Genomic DNA, 5,318 nt, shown 5'->3' on the forward strand with positions numbered 1-5,318 from the left:
GAGAAACTTAATGGTGATGGTTATCCTGAAGGACTTACAGGTGATTGTATACCTCTGCAGGCTCGCATCCTGGCTCTTTCAGATGTATTTGAAGCACTCACTGCAACCAGACCCTATAAGAAATCTAAAAAACTATCTGAAACATATAAAATTCTTGATAAAATGGTCACTGCTAATGAGATCGATGAGGATTTATACAAGTTTGCAGTTGAGCAGGATATTTTTCTTAAATACGCCCAAAAGCATTTGACAGAAGATCAAATTGATCGATAAATGAGGTATCTATATGGATTATGTTAATGTAAAACCGGTTATTTGTGTAAGCAGGTGTTTGGGATTTGATAACTGTCGCTGGAATGGTGATACAATTAATGATAGTTTTGTTAACATATTAAAAGATTTTGTGGAATTTCACACCATATGTCCTGAATCTGATATTGGCCTGGGTATTCCCCGCAATCCGGTAAGATTGATAAAGGGCGAATCAGAAGATGATATTTACATGATCCAGCCGGCAACTGGAGTAGATTGCACCTTGAAAATGATAGAATATTCCCAAAGAATATTAGATAAAATGGACAGGGTTGATGGTTTTCTGCTCAAAAATGCTTCACCATCCTGCGGAATAAATAATATTAAGCTATATGCAAGTGCTGCGAAGGGTTCCATGATTGCTAAAACCAGTGGGCTTTTTGCTGCTGCTGCTCAGATAAAATTCCCACATGCAGCATTTGAGGATGAAGGCCGACTGCATAATTTCATCTTAAGAGAAAACTGGCTTATCGATATCTTCTCTATCGCCAGATTCCGGGCTTTAAAAGAAGTACGAAAAATTGCTGCTTTATATGATTTCCATGCTCAGCATAAATACCTCTTCATGTCATACAGCCATAAAAAGATGCAGAATCTGGGTCATATCCTGGCGAATCATGATAAAAGCAAACTTGCTGATATATATCAGGAATATGAAAAAGGATTACTGGAATTATTAGCACTCAATCCTAGTATTCCCCGCAGGATCAATGTCTTAATGCACATGTTTGGTTATTTCTCAAAAGAGCTTAATCCTGAGGAAAGACAATATTTTCTTAATATCCTGGAAGAATACCGTCGAGGTTCCATGCCTTTCATAGTTCCCATTGAATTGATCAGGAACTGGGCATTAAGATTCAATAGTGACTATATCCTCAAACAGATAATTTTGCAGCCATATCCCAAAGAACTGCTACTGCTATCTGATTCTGGAAGGGGCAGGAACATTAAACGCTAATCAAAGCGTTTCACAGGACGATGACAATAGGGTTGTCCTCCCTTTTTCTGATAATAATCCTGATGATAATTCTCTGCCAGCCAGAATTCTCCTGCGATTGCCAGTTCGGTTACAACATTATATCCCTTATTATTTAAAATATTTATCAGATTTTGAGTCGTTTCCCGTTGCTTTTCATCTTGGTAGAATATTGCAGAACGATATTGTTTCCCATGATCCGGTCCTTGTTTATCCAATTGCGTGGGATCATGTATCTCAAAGAATTTTATGATAATATCTTTATAAGTAATTTTCTCAGGATCAAATATCACCCGTACCGTTTCTGCATGACCGGTTTGTCCACTGCCTACCTGGTAATAATCCGGTTCATCAACGCTGCCTCCCATATAACCAGATTCTGCAGAGATCACTCCCTCCAGTTCTTCCAGATAATATTCCACTCCCCAGAAGCAGCCTCCAGCCACATAAGCCGCTTCCTGCTGCTTAACTGGTTCAAAGACCATAGAGATTGAATTTACGCAGTGTCTTGTATTTTTATCTGTATATCCCTCACCGGAAAATACATGACCCAGATGTGCGCCACAATTAGCACAGATTATTTCTGTGCGACTGCCATCAGCATCCATTTGATGCTTCACGGCTCCAGATATCTCATCATCAAAACTGGGCCAGCCGCAATTTGAGGAGAATTTATCCTGTGACTTGTAAAGAGCTGATCCACAGCGTTTGCATGTATACACACCAGCCTTGAAATGATCCCAGTATTCTCCCGTAAATGGCGCTTCTGTGCCTTTATCTTCTATTACTCGCTTCTCAGCTTCTGTTAATTCATTATATTTCACCTTTTCCTCCTTACTATTGCCAATACTAAGTGAAATGAGCATAAGGATGATCATTATTACTTTCATTATCACTCCTTTGGATATAAGATAAAGTAATTCAGATGAAAGCCTGAAAAAAAGAAATAGGAATTAAAAAAAGGGCAGACTATAAAGTCTGCCCCGAAATATCTTAGCCTGCTATCAATTATTTGATAACAGCTGCTTTTGTTACTGCTACATTTCCTGCCTGATTAAGACGGAAGAAATAAATTCCAGCAGCACAATTTTCTGCATTCCAGGTTACTGAAAGCTTCTCGCCGTTTGCCAGATTTCCATTATAAAGATCAGCTACTTTCTGACCTCTGATATTATATACACTAACTTCTGCTGGTGCATTTGCTCTGGAATCATATTCCACTGTGATCCCTGCTCTGCTAATTCCTGGTACATAAGGATTCGGATATGCTCTCAGGGTTTGAACAGATGGGATTGTGTTTTCATCGTTTTCATCGTCTGGTTCCACGTAGAAAGTAACGTCGAGTGCTGCGTACTGATAAGTACCACCATTAGCAAGACCTGCATTTCCATTTACGAATGAACCAAAATCTTCATCATCGTAAAATAATAAATTTATTCTGCCAACCAGGTTTTCTGCATCTATAACTTCGATCTCGTCACCTGGATACATATAAACGGGGATCATGCCATCAATAGCGTCAGAATAATTTACATCATCTGATTTTGCATTGATGAAAAATGGTTCTGACCAGTGTTGGCCATAGTCTTCAGAAACAACTACCGCTATTTCAAGATAGCTTTCCCAGCCTTCATATCCGGCATAGCCATCGTTTGCGTTCTTGCTGTTTGTTCCATCCAGCCAGAGCATTGCTTCCCAGCCCATCTCCTGATTAGAGACAGTAAAAGTCTCATTCATGTGGAATGCCTGATCCGGATCATGATAATAGATTGGCCAGTCTTCAAACCACATTGGCATCCCATCATCATAAGTACTATCATATATACCATCTTCATTTAAATCCCAGGGTTGCATTGGCATATCATCATTGGGATTAGCTCCTTTTGGATATATATCCTGGAAGCCAAAACTGTGACTTGTGAGATCAAATGTCCAGCGTTTGGGATAGATCTGATTCCAGCCTGGATAATAATAACCAGGTCCTGAACCACTGTCAAAAGTTATACCCATACTTCCTGAAAAACTGATTGTTGAGTAGTTCTCATTCCAAACCAGGTTAAAGTGACCGGAATGAATAATATCCTGCTTGCAGGTGAATTCTACAATATCACCGAAGAGGTATTTAAGAGAATCTGATGGTATCTCAATATAGGAAGGATTTTCTTGATCAAAAGTTGCTACCTGAGTGTACATCTCAAATGGTCCTTCACCATAATTTTCATTCATAAGCACCAGCAGATCATCTGGCTGATCTAAATCATGTGCCAGGTAACCCATCAGGATTACTACATTATCATGGATTTCCATCGAAACCTGTGGGCGTGACCATCCGTCCGTTCCAGCATTCCAGACATCCATCTGCTCTATCGTGCGAAAAGACCATTCCAGATTACTCTGCATTTCAAGGTCTGCGGTTGTGAAATCTGCATAACAAATTACTACATTTTCGGATGGGTCTGCCTGAGAACCATGAGCAGAAGTAGAATTCATAGGAATTACATATACTCTGCGGTGGTCAGGTAAAGGAGAAGGTCCAATATTTACCTTAGGCCATACGAATTCATCATCATCAAAGGGATATGTGCCATCATTCTGTACTACTTCTAAATCCAGAAGTGTATATGGCGGATCAAGCCACAAGCCCGGAGTGCCTATAATGTGATATAGATCATACAAAAATATTACATTAGATGAAACCTGATGGTATGATACAAATACATCTCCTGTTTCAGGATCAACATCACAATCTCCATATCTTCCTTCGCAGCCAACGCCAGCGGAAGTAGTCACGTTACCATTGGCATCAACATAAGAATAAGAAAGCTGGTGAACTGCTCCAGTACTTTCTGCAGTACGATATGTAAGATACAATCCTCCGCCATGATCATCTGGCTGTGAAGCCATTGGAATAGAGGTGTAAGCATGGAAATAATCATAATAACTGGATAATAATCCTACGGGTTCGGTTGCCCATTCCCATTCAGGAACATTGCGAGATATTCTTGATTGAGATGTTGGACTAAATGGGGAATCCACAGGTGTTACACTCTTGGTATCTACTGGGAAATCAGCTGAAAAAAGGCATGTAACCAAGCCTATGAACACTAAAATAATTAAAGTCTTCTTCATAAATTCTCCTTGGAAAGAAATTCTATATTATAATATATGGCAAAGGGCATTATTTGGCAAGTAAAAAATAATATTCAGTAAATTATTGTTAGAATATATTTACTTTGTTTCTTGAATATTCCGTTTGAACAGTAAAATAATTATTCCTGCAAAAGCAGGTAATAAATTGCTCAAACAGAATACGATCAGGGAACAGGACACTGCCAGCTCAGCGCTGATTCCTAGCGAGGGATACACCTGAACTGCCAGATATTCTCTCACTCCTAACCCTGAAATCGTTATGGGGATGAGGTTTCCCGCTTGAACTAAGGGAACGCTTTTAAAGGCTGAGAGAAAACTGAATTCTGTATAGTTCTGTAGAAATATTGTATATTGAAAGATCGTTAATAAATTTGTGGTTATCTGGATCGCAAGAGCCGGGATCAAGGTGAGTCTGTATTGCCGAAAATAATTATAATACTTTCTTTTTAAAGGTGAGATGATCAAAAGAATAAAAGGTAATGATAATGCTGCCAATGGCAGAATGAATTTCAGGAATAATGATAAACCAGAAAAATATAATGAACTTGCCAGGCTGGCAAAAAAGATGATGCACCAGCTCTGGATCATTTTCTCATAGGTGATGGAAAGAAATGAATCTTTCTTTCTGATGGGTAAATACAGCATTCTGCCATACACGCCCACTCCACCAGGAGAGATCATCCGGAATGAGAAACCCACAAAAAAGGAAGTGATCTTTTGCGAAAAGGTCAGTTTGCTGTCTGGATTAAGCTGCAGAAACAAACTCCAGTTTAAATATTGTAGAAATATCTTGATCAGACTGATCACTAAGAGAGCGGCCAGAACCCCCGGTTTTAGTTCCGAGAGAATTCCCAATACCCTGACTAAATCAATTTTACTT

Annotated in this window: 5 protein-coding genes; 2 read left to right on the plus strand and 3 right to left on the minus strand. The window is 39.2% G+C overall.

Features of this window, described 5'->3' with window-relative positions; genetic code table 11:
- Both RAO94_05520 and RAO94_05525 read left to right on the plus strand, forming a co-directional pair.
- The coding region (locus RAO94_05520; protein MDP8321788.1) for an HD domain-containing phosphohydrolase at positions 1 to 273 on the plus strand (273 nt) is incomplete at its 5' end.
- Between the two features lie 13 nt (positions 274 to 286).
- Positions 287 to 1,270, plus strand: a complete 984-nt coding sequence (locus RAO94_05525) for a DUF523 and DUF1722 domain-containing protein (GenBank protein MDP8321789.1) — start codon at positions 287 to 289, stop codon at positions 1,268 to 1,270.
- On the opposite strand, the gene RAO94_05530 is transcribed toward RAO94_05525, so the two are convergent.
- From RAO94_05530 to RAO94_05540, 3 genes are all read right to left on the minus strand, one after another.
- Positions 1,267 to 2,178 (minus strand): bifunctional methionine sulfoxide reductase B/A protein, encoded by a 912-nt coding sequence (locus tag RAO94_05530; protein ID MDP8321790.1) that lies wholly within the window; start codon positions 2,176 to 2,178, stop codon positions 1,267 to 1,269. The two genes, RAO94_05525 and RAO94_05530, sit on opposite strands and share 4 nt — an antisense overlap.
- Before the next feature lie 118 nt (positions 2,179 to 2,296).
- A complete protein-coding gene (locus RAO94_05535) occupies positions 2,297 to 4,417 on the minus strand; it encodes a T9SS type A sorting domain-containing protein (GenBank protein MDP8321791.1) in 2,121 nt (706 codons plus the stop codon).
- A 99-nt stretch (positions 4,418 to 4,516) separates the two neighbouring features.
- Positions 4,517 to 5,318 (minus strand): lysylphosphatidylglycerol synthase domain-containing protein (locus RAO94_05540; GenBank protein MDP8321792.1); only part of this gene is annotated, 802 nt, incomplete at its 5' end.

The organism is Candidatus Stygibacter australis (assembly GCA_030765845.1).
Lineage (GTDB): Bacteria > Cloacimonadota > Cloacimonadia > Cloacimonadales > TCS61 > Stygibacter > Stygibacter australis.

Coding starts and splice junctions, on each gene's coding strand:
- RAO94_05525 (MDP8321789.1), top strand. CDS start 287: ATGGATTATGTTAATGTAAAACCGGTTATTTGTGTAAGCAGGTGTTTG.
- RAO94_05530 (MDP8321790.1), bottom strand. CDS start 2,178: ATGAAAGTAATAATGATCATCCTTATGCTCATTTCACTTAGTATTGGC.
- RAO94_05535 (MDP8321791.1), bottom strand. CDS start 4,417: ATGAAGAAGACTTTAATTATTTTAGTGTTCATAGGCTTGGTTACATGC.